The sequence below is a fragment of the Flavobacterium sp. Arc2 genome, from assembly GCF_041431385.1.
In the GTDB taxonomy this organism is placed as follows: Bacteria; Bacteroidota; Bacteroidia; order Flavobacteriales; family Flavobacteriaceae; genus Flavobacterium.
Genome location: NZ_JASMRH010000027.1, coordinates 1 through 20,158, shown reverse-complemented (window position 1 = coordinate 20,158; position 20,158 = coordinate 1). Strand labels below are relative to the sequence as shown.

Genomic DNA, 20,158 nt, shown 5'->3' with positions numbered 1-20,158 from the left:
ATGGTAAAATCTACAAACTCGATATCGCCTTTAGTTTCTATTATTATTCCTTGCTATAATCATGGGAAGTATTTAGCAAATGCAATTCAAAGCGTTTTATCACAAAATTATCCATTAGTTGAAGTTATAGTTGTTGACGACGGGTCTATTGATGATACAAAAACAGTATGTTTAGAATATCCTACGGTTAAGTACATATATCAAACAAATTTTGGTGTATCTGCTGCAAGAAATATAGGTATAAAATACGCTAATGGGGAGTTCTTGCTTTTTTTAGATGCTGACGATTGGCTTTTAGATAATGCTATAAAAACCAATCTTGATTATTTGTTAAACTATACTGATGCTGCATTTGTATCTGGAGGATATGAGCTGTATTATGAACCTAAAGATAAAACGTGGACTATTCAGCAGGAAATAACAGATGATCCTTATTGTAAGCTATTAGAAGGTAATTTTATAGGCATGCATGCTACGGTTATGTACCGTAGCTGGGTATTTGAAAAATTTGCATATAATGAATCTTTATCTTATTGCGAGGATTATGTTTTATATCTTCAAATAACAAGATTATATCCAATTATTCACCATGCCAAATTAATTGCTGTCTATAGAAAACATGACAATAATTCGTCAGCAAATTATGTTGGTATGATGAAGTCTGCGTTAATGGTATTATCTTCTCAAAAGAAAAATATTAGAACTAAAAATGAAAACGAATCTTATAGAAAAGGCCTTCTATATTGGAAAACTTATTATTCAACAAAAATTTATGATAAATTGATTGGGAAATTATATGCTGGAGAGGTAAAATTTGATAAAAATGAACTGACTATTTTGAAAAGTAATAACAAAGAACTTTTTAAATCGTTTACCAACCAACCTTTTGAAGCCTATGATGGTAAAAGAAAAAAATTAAAGGACATTATGAAAAATATATTAAGAAAAATATATCACAAAATCAAGAAGCGAACAAAAATCCCTAAAATTGGTAAAATAAAATTAGGCGATTTTAAAAGAACAACTCCATTCAGCACTCAATTTGGCTATGATCGCGGGGGGCCAGTAGATCGCTATTACATTGAAAATTTTCTTAGCGAAAACGCTTCATTAATTAAAGGGCGCATTTTAGAAATAGGTGATAACGAATATACATTAAAATATGGCGGTGACAAACTTACACAAAGTGACATTTTACATATTGATGATTCCAATAAACAAGCGACATTTATTGGCGATTTAAGCAATGCGCCTCAACTACCCTCCAATACCTTTGATTGTATAATACTAACGCAAACACTACATCTAATTTACGATTATAAAGCAGCTATTGAAACATGTTATAGGGTTTTAAAAAAAGGAGGCGTATTATTATTAACAGTGCCTGGTATTAGCCATATTGCCCAGGATCAATGGCGAAAATATTGGCTTTGGTCTTTCACTAATGCTTCTATGGAAAAAATAATGCAAGAGCATTTCTCCGAAGAGAATATTACCATCAAAACTTATGGAAATGTACTTGTTGCAAGTGCCTTTTTATACGGAATGGGTTTGCCAGAACTAAAAAAAGAACAAATAGATCATCATGACCCACATTATCAAGTAATCATAACGGTTAAGGCCATAAAATAAATATAGAATGATGTTAAATCGGATAAAAAAATATTTTAGTCAATCAGAACCTAAAGCTATTGTTTTAATGTATCATAGGGTTTGTAATATTAAAACAGATCCCTGGCAAATGGCTGTTAGTCCAAATAATTTTGAAGAACATATCAAAATGATTACCAAAAACTTCAAAGTTTTATCACTTACCGACTTAGAGAGACAATTAGGTCAAGGTAAAATTGATGATAATAGTGTTTATGTAACATTTGATGATGCCTACTATGATAATTTCTTATATGCTAAACTTATATTAGAAAAATATAATTGTCCAGCAACTTTCTTTGTGCCCTCGCATTTTATAGACAAACAAGAATTATTTTGGTGGGATGAATTAGAAAGTATCATCCTTTACTCTAGAATTTTACCTGGAAAACTTACAATGAACATCAATGATACTATTCATCATTTTGAGTTTGAAATAGAAAAATTAACCGATGAAATTCAAAAAAAGCATGAATCATGGAATTACCAATTAGAACCACCAACAAATCGTTGCAAATTATACCTTAATATATCTGAACTTTTAAAACCACTACCCTATGAAAAAATAGTTGCTGCCTTGAATTATATAAAAAAATGGAGCGATTTTACTTCAAATAAATCGGTTGAAAATTTACTAATGAGTTCCAAACATTTAAAAGATTTGTCAAATAATAAATTATTCAGTTTAGGAATACACACCAAAACACATCCTGCCTTGGCAAACCATTCATTTGAATTTCAATTAGATGAAATTTGTGGATCTAAACAATATCTCTCAAATATTAACCATTCTGATATTAATACTATAGCATATCCTCATGGCGACTATAATAATGAAACTCTTATAGCTGCTAGGCAAAATGGGGTTACTTTAGGTTTTACTACCGAAGAGCATATAATTACAAGAAGTTCTTCGCCACTTACCTTAGGCCGTCTTTGGGTGGTTAATTCTGATGAATTAGTGCTCAAAAATAAAATTATTAAAATGCTATAAATACCTAAATTAAATGTTTTGTATCGTAACTTTTTGGCACTTCCCAACCAAATATCATAAACTATTACAAAATAAGCAGCACTTGAAATTGGTCCCCATAACGCTGCTTGGTCTGTAAATAAGGCTTCGCCAAAGTAACCATTTACCAACATCACCACTGATAATCCGATTAATCGCCACATTAAGGAGGATTTAGCAATAGCAACTTTTAGAATAAGATAAAACGCTACACACATTAATGGCACTGTTAAAATCCAATCTACATATCTAAAAAATGTAGGTGATTCCATATTAGCAGCCCAATAATCTCTCATGTAGAAATAATGAAGTGCAGCAATAAATGTTATTAGTCCTGAGACTAAAACAGAAGTCCTCCATTTTTTATCCAATTGATTCAACGCTAGAAAATCAACGTGTAAAGCTTTCACTTTTAGGAATTAGCAACTATAAACACTTATTAGAAATTGCCAAACAACCTATTTGGTGCACTAATCGCCTAGTAAAATTGATACGCCCGAAGATTTAAAAACCTATATTCAAACGGCCATTGACGATTATTACCATAAAACGGCTTACCAACCGATTGTGATTCCAAAATCGGAATCGGTGATGAGTAGATTAAAGGAAATTGCCGAAAAAGGTTTTTCTCCTTCCGCATTCCCAAGTTATATTCGGAATCCCATTGATTTTTATTTTCAAAAGATTTTGCGCATTAGCGAAGTCGAAGAAGTTGAGTAAAATATTGCGTTGAACACTTTGGGAACGATTATTCATGAGACCTTGAAATCTCAGTATGACCCATTTGTTGGAAAATTTATTTCAGAATCCGACATTCAAAACTGCTTCAAGTAAATCGATGATGAGGTTCTGAAACAATTTAAAGTGGTTTATAAAGAAGGCGAAATTAAGAAAGGTCGTAATTTATTGGCGTTTGAAGTAGCCAAGCGTAATGTGTCAAACTTCTTAAAGGTAGAGTTAGAAAGTATAAAAGGAGGCGATGCAATCAAAATTATTGCATTAGAGCAAACATTTGAACGTGTTTTAAATCACCCAACTTTACCGTTTCCGGTATTGATAAAAGGAAATGTCGATAGAATCGAAGAACGCAACGGAACCATCCGAATTATCGATTATAAAACGGGTAAGGTAGAGAAAGCAAGTGTGACTTTGAAAACCTGGAAAGGACTGATAGAAGAGATCAAGAATGATAAAATTATTCAGGTTTTGGCTTATGCTTTCATGTACGAAGAAAACGCAAAATCAAAGCCCATTGAAGCTGGAATTATTTCTTTCAAAAACTTAAAATCGGGGTTCTTGCCCTTTAATTTTAAAGAAGAGAAAGAAGCAAACATGATTATTAATGAGGAGGTAATGACTAATTATCTCGAGCAAATTGTTTTGCTTTTAAATGAGATTTTGGATGTTAGTGTTCCGTTTGAAGAGAAAGTATGAAATTTTTATCCGCAAAGTACGCAGAGGAATTTTCGCAAAGAGCGCAAAGTAATTTAATTAAACCTTCTTAAAAAAATGTAATAAGACTTTTGTCAATTCTTCTTGATTCTCTATATAAGACATATGACCATCAGGGAAAGTGACTAACTCTACTTCGGTATTTTCAATTTGTTCTTTTGTTTCTTCGAATGGTAAAATGGGATCTTTTTCTCCAAGAACTAGTAATTTTGGGAAATTCGTTAAATGCAGTAATACTTCACGATCATTTCTGATTTTCATTCCTTCGAGTGAAGCTACAATTGCTTGCAGTGGTGTTTTTAAAGCTTCTTTTTTTGTGTACTCAATTTCTGCCGCCAGTCTTTCTCGGTTGTTTTCGCTGAATAAATTGGCTACGGCTAAACTAACAAAACCAATATAACTTTGTTTCACGGCTCTAATAGCACGATCTCGGTTTAATTTTCTTTCTTCGCTGTCTGCTCTTGCCGTTGAATTCAATAAAGCCACGCCTTTTACATTTTCAGGGTATAATTCGGCGAAAGCTAGTGCTACATAACCACCCATAGAATGGCCAACGAGAATCGCTTTGCGGATACGCAATTCAGCTAGTACGGCGTGAACCGCATCAGCATTGTCTTCCATGGAGTGAACATAGCCCAAACATTCCGTTTCGCCATGACCTAGTAAGTCGATGGTGATGACGCGGTTTTTTTTAGAAAAAGGTACTATATAGTTGTCCCACATTTTTTGGTTTTCGAGAAAACCGTGGAGTAAAACTATTACAGTTCCTTTACCTGTGTCCGTGTAGGCAATGCTTGTATTTTTAAATTGTATGTGATTCACTTTTTTGTTTCAGTTTTTAGCAAATGCAAAATTAAGGATTTTTTTTTTTAAACATATAAGTAATATAAGTTGATATAAGTTTTTAGGATAGTTGGAGGTGGAGACTTTTTTAAACATATAAGTCATGTAATTTTTTAGGATAGTACGGGTATGATTTGTAAAACATATAAGTCATATGAGTTTTTTGATATAAGCTTGGATGGTTTCTAAAATAACGACAGCTCCCATATCCGGGAGCTGTCGTTATTTTGTCATTTCGAGGCAGGAGAAATCATACAATCTGAAAAACTAGTGAGATTGCTTCGCCTATTCGGCTGCGCCTCGGGTCCTCCTTCGTCGGGATGACAAGTATGTGTAAAAGGTTTGTTTGTTAGAATCGATTATCGCCATCCAATAAATTCCCTAAACCTCCTAATACACTGCCTTCTCCGCGGCTATTTCCACCTGCTTTTGGTGCTGATGCAATGATTCGATCGGCTAGGCGGCTGAAGGGCAATGATTGTACATACACGGTTCCAGGACCACGAAGGGTTGCATAGAACAAACCTTCTCCTCCAAAAATGGAATTCTTGATTCCGCCGATGAATTCGATATCATAATCAACCTCTTTTGTGAATCCTACAATGCAGCCCGTGTCTACTTTTAGTACTTCGCCTGCTCTTAGTTCTTTTTTGGCTAATGTTCCTCCTGAATGTACAAATGCCATTCCGTCTCCTTCAATTTTTTGCATGATGAAACCTTCACCGCCAAAGAATCCGCGGCCTAATTTTTTAGAGAATTCAATGCCAACAGATACACCTTTGGCAGCGCAAAGAAAGGAGCTTTTTTGGCAGATGAACTTCCCTTGGAATTCAGTTAAATCGATAGGGAGGATTTTTCCAGGATAGGGCGAGGCAAAAGATACTTTTCCTTTCGAACTGGCTTGATTAATAAAAGCGGTCATAAATAAGCTTTCCCCAGTAAGAACTCTTTTTCCAGCATTTAAAAGTTGGCCAAAGATTCCTGATTTTTGTTCTGAGCCATCTCCAAAAATGGTTTCCATCTGGATGTTGTTGTCCATCATCATAAAACTTCCTGCCTCAGCAATGACGATTTCTTGCGGATCTAGTTCAATCTCTACATATTGCATTTCTTCGCCAAATATCTGGTAATCTATTTCGTGTGCTGTCATAATTTTGATTTTATTGATTTTTAAAAGATGATTTTTTTAATTGGGTCGTTTTTTTTTTGCCACACAGAATCGTAGTTTTTATGAGACTAAAAAGTCATTTTACTTTTTGTTAAAACACATTGTTTTGTGAGTCTTGCGTTTAGCTTGCTACTTTTTAATGTGGGTATTCAGTAATTTTAAAACTTGTTCAATACTACTATCAATGCAACTTTTTTTATAAGACGTAAATGGAATTATAAAGTTACAGAATTAGGATTGTTTTGGGAATGTTGTTTTGGAATAATTAACGTTGTTCTATGTGCGCAAGGGATAGTAGCGGAAAGCCCACAGTCCCGATTTTTAGGGACGAGGACTTGTAGTGAATAGCCCGACCGCGCTGGAGTTTACGGAAGCGGGGATGTGCCCAAAGAATCGTTTAATCGTTTAATTGTTGATTTAGTTAAGCTAGTTTTGGCATAAAAAAAACAGCCTAGATTGCTCTAGACTGTTTGCTTTAAACTTGAAACTTGAAACGAATTTTAGTTGTTCATCAAACTCTCAATTTCATCCACTTCAATAGGAATGTTACGCATCAGGTTAAACGGTTCTCCCGTTTCTTGAATCACGACATCATCCTCAAGACGGATTCCGAAACCTTCGGCAGGGATATAAATCCCTGGCTCTACTGTGAAAACCATATTGGCTTGCATTGGTTCGGTTAGGATTCCGTAATCATGTGTGTCTAGTCCCATGTGGTGCGATGTCCCGTGCATGAAATATTTTTTGTAAGCTGGCCAATCTGGGTTTTCGTTTTGTACATCGGCTTTGTCAATAAGTCCTAGGCCAAGTAATTCAGAAGTCATTAATTTACCCACTTCAAGATGGTATTGTTTCCAGAGAGTTCCTGGAAGCAGCATTTTAGTCGCTTCATTTTTAACGCGTAAAACGGCGTTGTAAACTGCTTTTTGTCGGTCGTTGTATTTTCCTGAAACCGGAATGGTTCGGGTCATGTCACTGGAGTAATTTGCGTATTCTGCGCCAGCATCAATTAAGATTAAATCACCGGCTTTACATTGTTGGTTGTTTTCAATGTAATGCAATACATTAGCATTGTTACCTGAACCAATAATTGGCGTGTAAGCAAAACCTTTGGAGCGATTGCGAACGAATTCATGAATAAATTCAGCTTCGATTTCGTATTCCATTACATTTGGTTTCACGAAAGACAGCACTCTTCGGAATCCTTTTTCGGTGATGTTACAAGCTTGTTGAATCAAGTCAATTTCTTCACTTTCTTTTACGGAACGAATGCGTTGTAAAATCGGGTTGCTTTTTGCAACCGCATGTGCGGGATATTTATCTTTCCACCATTTTACAAAACGGGCTTCACGTGTTTCTGTTTCTACAGTTGCTCTGTAATGCTCATTAGTATTGATGTAAATCGTATCTGAATGTGTCATTAATTCGAACAATATTTTTTCGAATTCTTGTAGCCAATACACCGTTTTTATTCCTGAAACTGCTGTTGCACGTTCTTTAGTCAGTTTTTCACCTTCCCAAACAGCGATATGGTCGTTAGTTTCTTTTAAGAATAACATTTCTCTTTGATGCTCGTAAGGGGCGTCTGGAAATAATAGTAAGATGCTTTCTTCCTGATCCACGCCGCTTAAATAAAAGATGTCGCGGTGTTGTGCAAATGGCATGGTGCTGTCAGCACTTATTGGGTAAATATCATTAGAGTTAAAAACGGCAACGCTATTAGGCTTCATTTGAGCCATAAATTTGGAGCGGTTTTTTATAAATAAGTCACGGTCAATTTGATGGTATTTCATGTTCTTTCTATTTAATCTTTATAATTACTCAAAAATACTAAGATTAAATTGTTTCTGGTTATGAATTCAATAATTTTATGGAAAAAACAACACAAAAACAGATTGGCTAAAAAGTATACTTTTTAAAGTAATGTGTTATGGGTTTAATAAAGAATAATTTTATTTAGAACTTTGTAGCTTCTGTAGCGTCTTTAATTTGGGTTATAGATTATGTTCAGGTGGTAAAATAGGATGTTTGTGGTAAACATTAATGATTAAGTATATTTATCGCCCTTTTACAGTACAATGGCATGATACTATTTTGTTTAAAACAAGCGAACGTTCGAGAAAGATGAAAAAGCCTTTTTTAAGTCGTTTTTGTTTTTTAGCGTATCTTTGAAAAAAATGAAAGTCGCTTAAGTTAATAGTGATGTGGTTTTAGATGATTTTTTTTTTTGAATTAATGGCTTCTTTGCGAAGATAAATAGTATCTCAATATGGTTGTAGAAAAAGAATATATAAAGTTAATTTTTGGGTTGAAACTCAAACAAGCCCGTACGAATAAGAATTTGTCGTTATTTGGCTTGGCCAAAATCACCGATCTTTCAAAGTCGTATTTGAACGAAATTGAAAAAGGTAAAAAATACCCAAAGACTGATAAGATTATTCTTTTATCAGAAAAACTAGATGTTTCGTATGATAATATGGTATCATTGAAACTGGATAATAATCTGGCTCCCATCGGCGAAATATTGAAGTCTGGGATTCTAAAAGAAATCCCGCTAGATATTTTCGGAATCCAAGAAAATGACCTTATTGATATCATTGCAAATGCTCCAGCAAAAGTAAATGCGTTTATTAGTACGATTATTGAGATTGCACAGCACTATAATTTAACGCGCGAAAGTTTCTTCTTGGCCGCTTTGCGTTCCTATCAAGAAGCGCATAATAATTATTTTGAGGATTTAGAACAAAAAGTGTTGGACTTCTCCAAAGCATTTCAAATAAATATAGATAATAAAATAGCTATAGAAGATCTGACTGCAGTATTGACTGAAGAGTATGGCTATACGATTCAAGAAATTGTCTTTTCAGAACAAGAGGAATTGGGGGATTTACGATCTATATATGTTCCAAAAAGTAAAACGTTATTGCTTTCATTAGATATCGATGAACAGCAAAAGGCGTTTATTTTGGCTAAAGAGATTGCTTATAATTATTTAGAAATAACAGAAAGGTTGTTTACGTTCAGTTGGATTAAATTCAAGAATTTTGACGAGGTTCTTAATAATTTCTATGCGTCCTACTTTGCCGGAGCTTTGTTGATACCTAGAAAACAATTGGTAAATGAGTTGAATTTGTTCTTAGCTAAGACAGATCCTAAGCCGCAGGAAATGATTGAGTTGATGGGCAAATTTAATGTGTCTCCAGAATCATTTTACCAGCGATTAACTAATATTTTACCAAAAGACTTCCAGTTAAAAAACATATTTTTCCTTCGATTGTCTCATAAAAGAGGAGCAAATACGTATCAGATTAAAAAAGAGCTGCATATCACTAATCAGCAGGAACCACATGCTAATGAAATGAATGAGCATTATTGTCGCAGGTGGATTTCTGTAAAAACGATCGAACAAGCAATAGTACAGAATAGTAGTCACTATTTTGACGCACAAATTTCGCGTTATGAAAACAGTGGAAATGAATTTTTTGTTTTCTCATCTGCAACGGAAGATCCTTTTAAAAAGTACTGTTTAAGAAGTATATCGGTGGGTATTTTGATTACGGCAAGTATGAAGAAAAAAATCAAATTTATGGACAATAAGTCTATCAAAAAACAAGTCGTCGGAGTAACTTGTGAAACCTGTGCTGTGAAAAACTGTGAAGTAAGGGCTTCGGCTCCCACTCAATTAGAGCTAAAAACTCGGAATGAAAATACAGATTTGATTGTTCAAAAATACATGGCTAAATTTAGTTGATTGCGTCTTGAGAAGGTAGTTTATATCCAGTTTTTAGTAGCTATTATTTCGATTATAGATGATCAAATAAGTTTTGGTTTTGGGTAAATTAGAGTGTGAGTAATTAACTAAAAGGTATAATAATTATATTTTTGTTATATTCTGATATTTGCAAAATAATTTAACAGAAACAATATTTTTGTTAACTAGTTGTATCATAGTCTTTAATGGTTTGTTTTCAAGGTATAATCTATAGGAAAAAGACACTTTAAAATCATTATAAATAAGAACGAAAAGGTTGTAGTTGAGGCCAATTTGCTCTATTTTTGTGTTATTCTTAAAACAAATTATTAAATCTTATGGCACAATCTGCATTATTGAAGTCGTCGATAGCAAAAAAAGTGGCTATGGCGCTTTCAGGAATTTTTTTAATGCTGTTCTTAGCACAGCATTTTTTTATTAATATGACTTCGGTTTTTAGTCCTGACACTTTTAATTCACTATCACATTTTATGGGTAACAACGCTTTAGTTCAGTTTGTCATCCAACCAATTTTAATCGTTGGGGTGGTTTTTCACTTTATTATGGGTTTTGTTTTAGAAATTAAAAATAGAAGCGCAAGACCAATTGCTTATGTAAAAAACAACGGTGGTGCAAATTCTTCTTGGGCATCTAGAAACATGATTTATTCAGGATTAGTTATCTTGGCTTTTTTAGGTCTACACTTTTATGACTTCTGGGTACCAGAAATGGTCTACAAATATGTTGAAGTAAATCCTTTGGAAGCTACAAGATATTACCACGAATTAGCGGAGAAATTTGAAAGTCCAGTTCGTACTGCATTGTACTGCTTGTCATTTGTATTGTTGTCTTTACACTTGAAACACGGATTTAGTTCTTCTTTCCAATCGGTTGGTTTCAATAATAAATATTCTAAAGGATTAAAGAATTTCGGATTAGCATTTGCTTTCGTTGTTCCTTTCGGATTCATTTTTATTGCATTATTTCATTATTTCATTCAACATTAATATTCAATTATAATGGCATTAGATTCAAAAATTCCAAATGGTCCAATTTCGGATAAATGGACAGATTATAAAGATCATATTAATTTAGTGAACCCTGCTAACAAGCGTAATTTAGATATTATCGTTGTTGGGACAGGATTAGCTGGAGGTTCCGCTGCTGCAACATTAGCAGAATTAGGATATAACGTAAAAGCATTTTGTTTTCAAGATTCACCTCGTCGTGCGCACTCTATTGCAGCACAAGGAGGAATCAATGCGGCAAAAAACTATCAGGGAGACGGAGATTCTGTTTTTAGATTATTTTATGACACCGTAAAAGGTGGAGATTACCGCTCTCGCGAAGCAAACGTTCATCGTTTGGCTGAAGTCTCTACTAATATTATTGACCAGTGCGTAGCTCAAGGTGTGCCTTTTGCGCGTGAGTACGGCGGGTTACTTGACAACCGTTCTTTTGGAGGAACCTTAGTATCGCGTACTTTTTATGCTAAAGGACAAACAGGACAACAATTGCTGCTAGGTGCTTATTCAGCAATGAATCGCCAAATAGGACGTGGTAAAATAACAATGCACAACCGTCACGAAATGCTAGATTTAGTAATAGTAGATGGGAAAGCAAGAGGAATTATTGCCCGTAACTTAATCACAGGTGATATCGAAAGACATTCAGCGCATGCGGTTGTAATAGCTTCTGGAGGATATGGAAACGTTTTCTTTTTGTCTACCAATGCAATGGGATCTAATGCTACTGCAGCTTGGAAAATACATAAAAAAGGAGCCTTTTTTGCTAATCCTTGTTACACACAGATTCACCCAACTTGTATCCCAGTATCTGGAGATCATCAGGCCAAATTAACGTTGATGTCGGAGTCTCTTCGTAATGATGGACGTATTTGGGTTCCTGTAAAATTAGAAGATGCGAAAGCGATTCGTGAAGGAAAATTAAAACCAACGCAGATTGTTGAAGCAGACCGCGATTATTATTTGGAAAGAAGATATCCGGCATTTGGAAACCTTGTTCCTCGTGATGTAGCTTCTCGTGCGTCTAAAGAAAGATGTGATGCTGGTTTTGGAGTTAATAAAACAGGTGAAGCTGTATATTTAGATTTTGCTGCGGCGATTCAACGTTACGGAAAAGAACAAGCACACATAAAAGGTTTAGATGAAAAAGATGCTGAATTAATTATCAAATTAGGTACTGATGTAGTCGCTAATAAATATGGTAACTTATTTCAGATGTATGAGAAAATTGTAGATGAGAATCCATATGCTACTCCTATGATGATTTATCCTGCGGTACATTACACAATGGGAGGTACTTGGGTTGATTATAACTTACAAACGACTATTCCAGGATGTTTCTCTATTGGGGAATCAAACTTTTCGGATCATGGTGCAAATCGTTTAGGTGCCTCTGCTTTAATGCAAGGATTGGCTGATGGATATTTTGTATTGCCTTATACTATCGGAGATTATTTGTCACCAGATATTAAAATGGGATCAATCTCTACTGATTTACCAGAATTTGCTGCTGCAGAAAAAGGAGTAAAGGATCAGATCGAAAAATTCATGAACAATAACGGAACACATTCTGTTGATCACTTTCATAGAAGATTGGGTAAAATTATGTGGGACAAAGTTGGAATGGCCAGAAATGCTAAAGGTCTTAATGAGGCTATCACAGAAATTGCTGCTTTGCGCGAAGAGTTTTATAAAGATGTTAGGGTTCCAGGAACAGATAAAGGATTCAACCAAGAATTAGAAAAAGCAACTCGTGTTGCGGATTTCTTAGAATTGGGAGAATTGTTCGCTAAAGATGCATTGCATCGTAATGAATCTTGTGGAGGTCACTTCCGTGAGGAATATCAATCTGCTGATGGTGAAGCACAACGTGATGACGAGAATTTTGCTTACGTAGCTGCATGGGAATACAAAGGCAAGCCAAGTGATGCTGTATTGCATAAAGAGGAATTAATTTTCGATAATGTTAAATTGGTAACTCGTAGTTATAAATAGTAATTTGTCGAAAGTTTAAAGTTAAGAGTCACAATAAAATTGGACTTTTGACTTGCGACTTTAAGACTTTCAAACTTAAAAAGATGAAACTTACATTAAAAATATGGCGTCAGAAAAACGCCCAAGATAAAGGAGCAATGGTCGATTATCAAATCGACGGAATTGAGCCAGATATGTCATTCCTTGAAATGCTAGACGTGTTTAATCAAGACTTGATGAATAAAGGTGGAGAGCCAGTAGCATTTGACCACGATTGTCGCGAAGGAATTTGCGGAATGTGTTCTTTATATATTAATGGTGAAGCACACGGTCCAGATAGAAAAGTAACTACTTGCCAATTGCACATGCGTATGTTCAAGGATGGGGATACTATTACAATCGAGCCTTTTCGTGCAGCTGCTTTTCCAGTAGTAAAAGATTTAGTAGTTGATAGAAGTGCTTTTGATAGAATCCAACATGCAGGAGGATTTATTTCAGTAAATACTTCAGGAAACACTATCGATGCCAATACAATTCCAATTAACAAGCAAGATGCTGATGATGCTTTTGATGCAGCTACTTGTATTGGTTGTGGTGCTTGTGTGGCTTCTTGTAAAAACTCATCTGCTATGTTATTTGTAGCAGCCAAAGTTTCTCAATATGCCTTGTTACCACAAGGAAAAATTGAAGCGGTAGATCGTGTATTAAACATGGTACATCAAATGGATGCTGAAGGTTTTGGTAACTGTACTAACACTGGCGCATGTGAAGTAGAATGTCCTAAAGGAATTTCTTTAGAGAACATCGCTCGTATGAACAGAGAGTATATGTCAGCAAGTATGAAAGGATAATACCTTACTAGCTAAAAGGCAAAATTAAATAGTTTAAAAAACGCATTCATTTATTTGAGGGCACTGAAAAACTTCACTTATATTGATTAGAGTCGTTTTTTAGACAATAAAAAAACGCTTATAACAGGATTTTAAAGATCTTTTATGAGCGTTTTAATTTTTACAACTGTTTTTTATTATAGGTTATATGATTCGATTTTTGACTTTTATAGGCTCATTGAGTGTACTGCGCATGTAGCTTTGATTTTCCTACATTAATTTGAGTATTCTTTTTAAGTTGACTGCGAAAATTGCTATTGCACCTTGCATTTGCATATTGGCAATACCATATGATATTGCTCTATCATAACCATGTACATTTTTCAACTCACTATTTTTCGCTTCTATTTTATATCGGTGTTTTGCTTTTTCTTTGTAATAGTCAGTTTCTTGAAAGCTGATTTGTTCTTGGTGTAAGTCCGATTTTATCGACACCGAATATGTTTTTGTCTTGGCTCCTTCTTTATAACAACCCTCTTTTAAAGAGCAGGTCTTACATTTTTCGACATCAAAAAAGTAGGTTTGTTTTTGATTGGTTCCAACATTTTTTTTGCCTTGGCGAGCCTTTCGTATAGCCATGTGACCAGCAGGACAAACAAATCTATTGGCATCTTTATTGTAATCAAACTTATCTTCGTCTTTTCTAGCCCCTTGTGCTATTGTAACATTTAGTCTTGCTACCACTTTAATATTTTGCTCACTTGTGAGTTTGAGATTTTCTTTTCCTGTATAGGCTCCATCGCCAATAATTGTATCAACATCGATTCCGTTTTCCTGACTAATTTCTAAAAGTTTAGGTAACTCGGGGCCATCTCCTTTTTCGCCTGATGTGACTACAGCTGCTGTAATGATGCGCTCTTCGGTCATCGCTAAATGAGTCTTATAGCCGAAGAAGGAACTATCAGCGGATTTATGCCCCATTTTAGCATCTGGATCTTTTGATAACGTAAAATTTTCCTGAGTGTCTTCTATCGTTTCTTTAAGCAAGTTTAATTTTTCTTTCACCGCAGGTATAGAACTCAAAGATTGTTCTTTTTCTAGACGTCTCTCCAACTCTTTACAATAGGCCAATTCCTTTTCTAATTCATTGGTATTGTTCTTCTCTGGCATACGTTCTTTCCATTGGTTATCAAATAAATAAACCGTTTTTCGCAGTAGTTTAGAACGCTCTCTTAACACTTCAATTGCCGAAAATGGATTTGATCTCGATAAAGTATGTGTGGCATCAACTATAATAGACTTAGAACGGATAATGCCCTTTTCAACGGCTATAGTCACCGTTTTACTAATCAATAGATTTAATAAGTCGGTGTCCTTCAAACGTAGTTTTCTATATTTTGTTAACGTACTAGAATTGATAACATCTTCTTCTGGTGCCATTTCCAAAAAATACTTAAAGGACATATCAAAACGGGAACGCTCCACTACATCAACATCTGAAACGGTATAAATTGTTTTCAGAAGTAAATACTTGAACATACGCACAGGACTTTCTGCTGTGCGACCATTATTTGTACAGTATTTATTTAGCAACTCATCATAGATAAATGAAAAATCTATCAACTCATTGATTTTTCTTAGCATATTGTCCTTGGGAACGATTAAATCATATAACAAAGAGTACGGACTGAATTGAATTTTTTGTTGTTGAACTAACATCTAAAAGCCTTTTGGGTACCATTAAAAATACGAAAAAAGGAGCAAAAAACTATAGTTTTCTACTCCTTTTTATTAATAATTAATTCTTAAAAAGACTTTTTCAGTGCCCTCATTTATTTGGATGCGTTTTTTGTTTTTGGGGTGCCCTACGGTCGGGCTATGCGTTGCAATCTTTTATTCCATTGCATTGCATAAAAGGATTTTCACTGCTATCCCTCACCCGAAGAAAGAGTTGTGATAGTATAGAATAGAGAGAAAATAGAAAATAGAAAATAGAAAATAGAAAAGAAGAAAGAAAAAAGAGTAAGGAACAGAGATGACAACGGGAGAAACGAGCAGCCGGATAGGAATTTACAGGAGTTGCTTGTGGTAATTTATTATATTTGATATGGATAATGTTGTTAAAGGAGAAGCGAGCCTATGTTTATACTACCACATTTTGGTTTATACCTTAGGGAGTTGTTTCGCTTCTATACAAGTCATTCAATGACCAAATTAAAGCCTCATTAAAATGAAACAATCTTTTATTGTCGTATCGGATATATCGGAATCTGTATTTATGAATGGTATTATGGATTTTGCTAATCAATATTCAGGTGAGGATTTTGTAAACGACATAATATTGTACAAAGAAAAAGAAAGAAATAAGTTTTTAGTTCTCTTTTCAAATATTCCTAGTTTTGATCATTTCTGCTTTGCGGTTAACTTTATCCGTTACATAAAAACACCAAATAATAAATTGCCATTAGTTTTTGGTTATTATTTAAATGAATCGGATGGTTCTTTATTTCTGACAAAAGGTTTTGTGAAAATTTATGTATCGTCAAATGACGAAGAATATGACAACGTAAATGTTGTGAATAGTAATAATGAAACGTTTCTTTTTGATTTTGGAGGGAGTGAAAAAAAATTATCTATAATAGAAGAGTGTTTTGAGATTCCTGTAATAAACATTGCGGGTTATAATCATATTTTAAATATTATTCCTGCTAAAGTTAAATCATGGTGGGAATTTTGGTAATAGTGTAAGACCAGATAGCGCGGATTTGAAATCCGTGTCCGCAAAGTAATTTTCTAATATTTTTAAATCTGCTCAATCCGCGTCATCCGCGTTCTTATTTCACGCATAATATTCACACTAAAACACCATCATCTGTATTCCATTTTTTAGTAATTTTATAAAATGAAAGTAGCTTTAATTCAGTCCGCCTTAGTTTGGGAAAACCCAGAAGCAAACAGAACGTATTTCGAAGAAAAAATCAATACGATTACAGAGGAAATAAATCTAATTGTACTTCCCGAAATGTTTACAACGGGTTTTACCATGCAGCCAGCTAAAGTTGCTGAGAAGATGAACGGCAAAACGGTGTTGTGGTTGCAAGCTTTGGCGAAAACCAAAAACACTGCAATAACAGGAAGCGTGGTAATTGAAGAAAACTTCAATTTTTATAACCGCATGTTATTTGTTTTTCCTTCAGGAGAAGTTCAGTGTTATGACAAAAGGCATTTGTTTACACTCGCAGGGGAAGATAAAGTCTACTCCAGAGGCACTCAAAAATTGATTGTAGAGTACTTAGGCTGGAAGATTTGTCCGTTTGTATGTTATGACTTGCGATTTCCGGTTTTCTCTCGTAATGTTGAGAATTATGACTTGTTGATTTATGTGGCGAGTTGGCCTAAAACAAGAATTAAAGCTTGGGATACTTTACTTGCAGCACGTGCCATTGAGAATATGAGTTATACTATTGGTGTCAATAGAATAGGTCGAGACTCTAACGGTTATGGATACATTGGTCATTCACAAGTGTTAGATTGCTTGGGAGATTGTGTGCTCCCTCCAGAAGAATCTGAAGGAGTTTTTATCACTACTCTTAATAAATCGTATTTGACAGAAGTTCGTGAAAAATTGAATTTTTTGAACGATAAAGATTCTTTTGAAATCAATAAAGGATAAATTAATTAAGGTCTATTTTCGGGTTTTCCACCTTGAGATTTTCCTTTCTCTTTTTTCTTTGGTTCAGGAGAGTAGGGTAGGCTAACATCAAATGCTTGGTCCACATCCCAGTTCGCGCGAACGTCAATTTCTTTAGAAAAATAAATAACCTCTTCAGAATATCTTTTCTCTAAAAAGTTACCGGAATCATATATTTTGTTTTTGTTCTCATCATAAATAATACGAAGATTATAAACTGCTGGATTAAGTAAGTTGAAGTCAACAATAGTTTTAAAATCGGTGTATTCTGATGCTAATACATCACCTTTTGCATCTGTCAGTTCTACAATTACAGGGAAGTATTTTACATTTTGCAATTGAATGCGCAGGTTACCATAGTCGGCAGCTGCTTTTGTCTCTAATTTATAACTTAGAGTGTCATTGGATTTTTCATAAAAATCAGTTAATGCTCCTGGTAATAATTTAAAGTTGTACTTTTTATTGGGTTCTTTATCAAAGTCTAAATATAACTTTTGATTAAAAACATCGTACTCTCTTTTAAAAGGAAGCTCAGTACTGTCGTTTACTATTAATTTTATTTTTGAATCATCAAACTTTACTAAAGGAGTAGATGCGTCTAATGAAAAACGATCTCTAAAGTTCAATGTTCCGTTTATGGAAGTAGAGATGTTTAAAGTGTCCTTTTTTTGGTCTTTAATTTTTACGATAAAATCTTGTAAATATTTGTCTTTAGATACGCTAACCGCTAATGAATCTATTTTTAAAGGTTTATACCAAATTTGGAGCGAATCTTTCTTTGGTATTTGTGTAATGATCGTTTCAAGAACTTGTGAGTTGCTTTTTACTACTATTTTAGGTTGCTTTTCTTTTAGGTTTTGGGTGCCGTTATACCCTAGAAACAATCTGTTTCCAGAAGCTTGAGTTGGTTTAAACGATTTGAAATCTAATGTTTCTTTAAATAATTCTATTTCGTATACAGTGTCATTCGGGATTGTAATAAATTCTTTTCTAAAACCTATTTTGTCTTCTTTAGGATTAAATTTATTATTGCTATTTTGGTCTTTCATAGCGACTAATAAGTACTTTCCGGCTTTTAAATTCTCTAGTCTAAATGTTTTTAAACTGTCTAAAGTATTCGTGATGTATCGTGGCGAATCATTAAAAACGATAGAGTCGTTATAGCTTTTATTTACCTCATAAAGCATTACAGAAACAAAAGATTCTGCTTCGATGTCGTGGGCGTCTTTTATTCTTCCACCTATGGCCAGCGAGTCGATATAATCCCCTGTTGAAAAAATATACTTAAATTGATTGTATGCATTACCCTCGTTATTGTCGGCAATACTTTGACCAAAATTGAAGCTGTAAGTTGTGTTAGCTTGTAATGTGTCTTTGATTTTAATAGTCAAATATTTACTCGCAGAAGTGGGTAAAATTAATAGCTCCTGTTTCATAGGAGGCGAAATAATTAACTGCTTATTCAAGTTTTTTAATTTGATGTATTCGTCAAAAACTAATTTGATTTCATCACCTTTAAAATTAGTACTATAATTTTTAGGAAAACTTGCCTTTAAGGTTGGCGCAATAGTGTCTTTTAGACCACCGGTAATCGTTCCTCTTTTTGCGCAACTTACTATAAGGACAAGCAATAGTATGGAAATATATCTTAAATTATTTTTCAACATATCAAATTAGTATTAGAGGTTACAAAATAACAATTATAATTACTGGAATAGAAGTTTTTTATAAAATTATTATGGGTGTTCAATGAGGTGTACTTTTGTTGCTCTTTCGAGGCTTTTTAGTTTTTAATGTTTAATTTTACGTACGGCACAAGAGTGTAGTTATAAATAATTTGTAGTTAAGCTTTCGGTTTTACAGTTAATACTGTTGCGTAATTCATTTATTGCAATAGAAAATGGTTAAAATGAATTAAACAATACCATTACAAGGGGGTATTTAGACTAGAATTATAACTGAGTTTAACAAAATATAGAATAGTAAGAAAATGGAAAAAATAGAACATATAGGAATTGCCGTTAAAGACTTAGCCGTTTCGAATTTAATTTTCGAAAAATTGTTTGGTGCGCCGCCTTATAAATCTGAAGAAGTAGAAAGTGAAGGGGTAGCAACTTCGTTTTTTAAAAGCGGACCTAATAAAATCGAACTTTTAGCAGCCACAAGCCCTGATAGTCCTATAGCTAAGTTTATAGATAAAAAGGGGGAGGGGATTCACCATATCGCATTTGCTGTAGAAGATATTGTGTCAGAAATTGCGCGTTTGAAGAAAGAAGGCTTCGTTGTTTTGAATGAAGTTCCTAAAAAAGGTGCGGATAACAAATTAGTTGCTTTTCTACATCCTAAAAGTACAAATGGAGTTTTGATAGAATTATGTCAAGAAATAAATTAATTTTGTTTGTCAATAAAAATTTATAAATCTAATAATCAGTTGTTTTCGATTTCAAGTATTTTAATATTGCTGTTTAGTGAAAATCTAAGGTAAAAATATTTGGAGTAAACGAAAAATAGTAGTAATATTGCAAACTCTTAACCGGTCCTATAGCTCAGCTGGTTAGAGCACCTGACTCATAATCAGGTGGTCCCTGGTTCGAGCCCAGGTGGGACCACTCTCTAAATCAAGCCTTTACAGAAATGTAAAGGCTTTTTTATTTTGTTCCGACGAGCATTTGACGAGCATTAAGTGGATCAGGAACAAAACCTGGGGAGAAGTTTTGCAAAAATGAATATTTTTGCATAATTAACTTTGAGATATGACTTCT

14 protein-coding genes, 1 tRNA gene and 2 pseudogenes are annotated in these 20,158 nt (G+C 34.1%); 11 read left to right on the top strand and 6 right to left on the bottom strand.

The window, feature by feature from the left end; all coding sequences use genetic code 11:
- Nucleotides 1-1,632, top strand: coding sequence for a glycosyltransferase (locus QO182_RS16310; protein ID WP_371562802.1), 1,632 nt, complete (start codon nucleotides 1-3; stop codon nucleotides 1,630-1,632).
- A gap of 7 nt (nucleotides 1,633-1,639) precedes the next feature.
- Entirely contained in the window at nucleotides 1,640-2,644 is a 1,005-nt protein-coding gene (locus QO182_RS16305) for a polysaccharide deacetylase family protein (protein ID WP_371562799.1), read from the top strand.
- 26 nt (nucleotides 2,645-2,670) lie between these two features.
- Here QO182_RS16305 and QO182_RS16300 read toward each other — a convergent pair.
- Nucleotides 2,671-3,033 (bottom strand): annotated as a pseudogene (locus tag QO182_RS16300) (bacteriorhodopsin); the annotation flags it as partial.
- A 178-nt stretch (nucleotides 3,034-3,211) separates the two neighbouring features.
- Between QO182_RS16300 and QO182_RS16295 the strand changes: the two are divergent.
- Nucleotides 3,212-4,096, top strand: a pseudogene (locus QO182_RS16295) (PD-(D/E)XK nuclease family protein); the annotation flags it as partial.
- A gap of 57 nt (nucleotides 4,097-4,153) precedes the next feature.
- On the opposite strand, the gene QO182_RS16290 reads toward QO182_RS16295, so the two are convergent.
- From QO182_RS16290 to QO182_RS16280, 3 genes are all read right to left on the bottom strand, one after another.
- Entirely contained in the window at nucleotides 4,154-4,936 is a 783-nt protein-coding gene (locus tag QO182_RS16290; RefSeq protein WP_371562798.1) for an alpha/beta fold hydrolase, read from the bottom strand.
- Between the two features lie 370 nt (nucleotides 4,937-5,306).
- On the bottom strand, nucleotides 5,307-6,107 hold the full coding sequence (locus tag QO182_RS16285) for a TIGR00266 family protein (protein ID WP_371562796.1): 801 nt from the start codon (nucleotides 6,105-6,107) through the stop codon (nucleotides 5,307-5,309).
- Nucleotides 6,108-6,625: 518 nt separating this feature from the next.
- Nucleotides 6,626-7,918 (bottom strand): aminopeptidase P family protein, encoded by a 1,293-nt coding sequence (locus QO182_RS16280; RefSeq protein ID WP_371537444.1) that lies wholly within the window; start codon nucleotides 7,916-7,918, stop codon nucleotides 6,626-6,628.
- 476 nt (nucleotides 7,919-8,394) lie between these two features.
- On the opposite strand from QO182_RS16280, the gene QO182_RS16275 reads away from it, so the two are divergent.
- The 4 genes from QO182_RS16275 (at nucleotide 8,395) to QO182_RS16260 (ending at nucleotide 13,726) form a co-directional block, all read left to right on the top strand.
- Nucleotides 8,395-9,876, top strand: coding sequence for a helix-turn-helix domain-containing protein (locus QO182_RS16275; RefSeq protein WP_371562794.1), 1,482 nt, complete (start codon nucleotides 8,395-8,397; stop codon nucleotides 9,874-9,876).
- Between the two features lie 338 nt (nucleotides 9,877-10,214).
- Complete coding sequence (locus QO182_RS16270; protein ID WP_371537438.1) at nucleotides 10,215-10,883, top strand: succinate dehydrogenase cytochrome b subunit; 669 nt, start codon at nucleotides 10,215-10,217, stop codon at nucleotides 10,881-10,883.
- A 12-nt stretch (nucleotides 10,884-10,895) separates the two neighbouring features.
- Nucleotides 10,896-12,896, top strand: a complete 2,001-nt coding sequence (locus tag QO182_RS16265; RefSeq protein WP_371562792.1) for a fumarate reductase/succinate dehydrogenase flavoprotein subunit — start codon at nucleotides 10,896-10,898, stop codon at nucleotides 12,894-12,896.
- An 83-nt stretch (nucleotides 12,897-12,979) separates the two neighbouring features.
- A complete protein-coding gene (locus QO182_RS16260) occupies nucleotides 12,980-13,726 on the top strand; it encodes a succinate dehydrogenase/fumarate reductase iron-sulfur subunit (RefSeq protein ID WP_371537432.1) in 747 nt (248 codons plus the stop codon).
- 249 nt (nucleotides 13,727-13,975) lie between these two features.
- Here QO182_RS16260 and QO182_RS16255 read toward each other — a convergent pair whose 3' ends face one another.
- Nucleotides 13,976-15,424 (bottom strand): IS1182 family transposase, encoded by a 1,449-nt coding sequence (locus QO182_RS16255; protein WP_371562789.1) that lies wholly within the window; start codon nucleotides 15,422-15,424, stop codon nucleotides 13,976-13,978.
- A gap of 511 nt (nucleotides 15,425-15,935) precedes the next feature.
- Here QO182_RS16255 and QO182_RS16250 point away from each other — a divergent pair.
- Both QO182_RS16250 and QO182_RS16245 read left to right on the top strand, forming a co-directional pair.
- Nucleotides 15,936-16,445: a hypothetical protein gene (locus QO182_RS16250; RefSeq protein WP_371562788.1), complete on the top strand. Its 510-nt coding sequence runs from the start codon at nucleotides 15,936-15,938 to the stop codon at nucleotides 16,443-16,445.
- 162 nt (nucleotides 16,446-16,607) lie between these two features.
- On the top strand, nucleotides 16,608-17,378 hold the full coding sequence (locus QO182_RS16245) for an amidohydrolase (protein WP_371537426.1): 771 nt from the start codon (nucleotides 16,608-16,610) through the stop codon (nucleotides 17,376-17,378).
- A 5-nt stretch (nucleotides 17,379-17,383) separates the two neighbouring features.
- On the opposite strand, the gene QO182_RS16240 is transcribed toward QO182_RS16245, so the two are convergent.
- Complete coding sequence (locus QO182_RS16240) at nucleotides 17,384-19,063, bottom strand: Ig-like domain-containing protein (RefSeq protein WP_371562786.1); 1,680 nt, start codon at nucleotides 19,061-19,063, stop codon at nucleotides 17,384-17,386.
- Between the two features lie 323 nt (nucleotides 19,064-19,386).
- Here QO182_RS16240 and mce point away from each other — a divergent pair, with 323 nt between their 5' ends.
- Both mce and QO182_RS16230 read left to right on the top strand, forming a co-directional pair.
- Nucleotides 19,387-19,788 (top strand): methylmalonyl-CoA epimerase, encoded by a 402-nt coding sequence (mce, locus tag QO182_RS16235; RefSeq protein WP_371562783.1) that lies wholly within the window; start codon nucleotides 19,387-19,389, stop codon nucleotides 19,786-19,788.
- A 143-nt stretch (nucleotides 19,789-19,931) separates the two neighbouring features.
- A tRNA-Ile gene (locus QO182_RS16230) sits at nucleotides 19,932-20,005 on the top strand.
- The last annotated feature ends 153 nt before the right edge of the window (nucleotides 20,006-20,158 follow it).

Bases quoted from the DNA above. Each gene is read 5' to 3' on its own strand.
- mce (WP_371562783.1), top strand. From the start codon at position 19,387: ATGGAAAAAATAGAACATATAGGAATTGCCGTTAAAGACTTAGCCGTT.
- QO182_RS16250 (WP_371562788.1), top strand. From the start codon at position 15,936: ATGAAACAATCTTTTATTGTCGTATCGGATATATCGGAATCTGTATTT.
- QO182_RS16245 (WP_371537426.1), top strand. From the start codon at position 16,608: ATGAAAGTAGCTTTAATTCAGTCCGCCTTAGTTTGGGAAAACCCAGAA.
- QO182_RS16285 (WP_371562796.1), bottom strand. From the start codon at position 6,107: ATGACAGCACACGAAATAGATTACCAGATATTTGGCGAAGAAATGCAA.
- QO182_RS16270 (WP_371537438.1), top strand. From the start codon at position 10,215: ATGGCACAATCTGCATTATTGAAGTCGTCGATAGCAAAAAAAGTGGCT.
- QO182_RS16265 (WP_371562792.1), top strand. From the start codon at position 10,896: ATGGCATTAGATTCAAAAATTCCAAATGGTCCAATTTCGGATAAATGG.
- QO182_RS16260 (WP_371537432.1), top strand. From the start codon at position 12,980: ATGAAACTTACATTAAAAATATGGCGTCAGAAAAACGCCCAAGATAAA.
- QO182_RS16305 (WP_371562799.1), top strand. From the start codon at position 1,640: ATGATGTTAAATCGGATAAAAAAATATTTTAGTCAATCAGAACCTAAA.
- QO182_RS16275 (WP_371562794.1), top strand. From the start codon at position 8,395: ATGGTTGTAGAAAAAGAATATATAAAGTTAATTTTTGGGTTGAAACTC.
- QO182_RS16280 (WP_371537444.1), bottom strand. From the start codon at position 7,918: ATGAAATACCATCAAATTGACCGTGACTTATTTATAAAAAACCGCTCC.
- QO182_RS16240 (WP_371562786.1), bottom strand. From the start codon at position 19,063: ATGTTGAAAAATAATTTAAGATATATTTCCATACTATTGCTTGTCCTT.
- QO182_RS16310 (WP_371562802.1), top strand. From the start codon at position 1: ATGGTAAAATCTACAAACTCGATATCGCCTTTAGTTTCTATTATTATT.
- QO182_RS16255 (WP_371562789.1), bottom strand. From the start codon at position 15,424: ATGTTAGTTCAACAACAAAAAATTCAATTCAGTCCGTACTCTTTGTTA.